We start from the raw sequence: 558 nt of genomic DNA on the forward strand, positions 1-558 counted from the left end.
TATTTTAAAGCGGGCTTTGCCGCAGAGTGTCCAAGTCTTGCTAACCACATGTTCCAGTCGAGATCGGGCCAAACGTCTTCGATGAGCTCTGCTTTGCTTAAATCTTCGATGCTATAGATGCCATGTTCCTTCTGATACATCGGATGACATGCTGGGTAAAAGGCTTCGTCCATCAGCCACTGCGATTCTAAATTTGGGTATTTTCCTAATCCGTAGCGAACGCACAAATCTATCTGACTATCTTGAAAAGAGACGAGATCATTTGTGGGCTCTAGTAATAGGGCAATATCAGGATGACGTTGACGAAAGGCGGTGATTTTAGGCACCAACCAATGGTGGGCAAAGGAGGGCAGTGTTGATATTGAAAGATGGTTCGGGTTTGGATCCTGGTTGACAAGGCGTACGCCTTGCTGCAAATGGGCAAACCCTCTTTCTGCCTGAGTAAATAGCAGTTCCCCTTCTGGCGTCAGCACAATTTTTCTGTGTTGACGAACAAACAAGTCCGTCCCTAAAAACTCCTCAAGCTGACGAATTTGTTGGCTGATGGCTGCGGGGGTA

At 47.0% G+C, this 558-nt stretch carries 1 protein-coding gene; it reads right to left on the bottom strand.

Going from position 1 to position 558, the window contains the following annotated elements:
* Positions 1–558: LysR substrate-binding domain-containing protein (locus tag R7Z77_RS27585; RefSeq protein WP_318137337.1), on the bottom strand; the 558-nt coding region annotated here is incomplete at both ends.

The sequence above is a fragment of the Vibrio sp. 1401 genome (assembly GCF_033340295.1).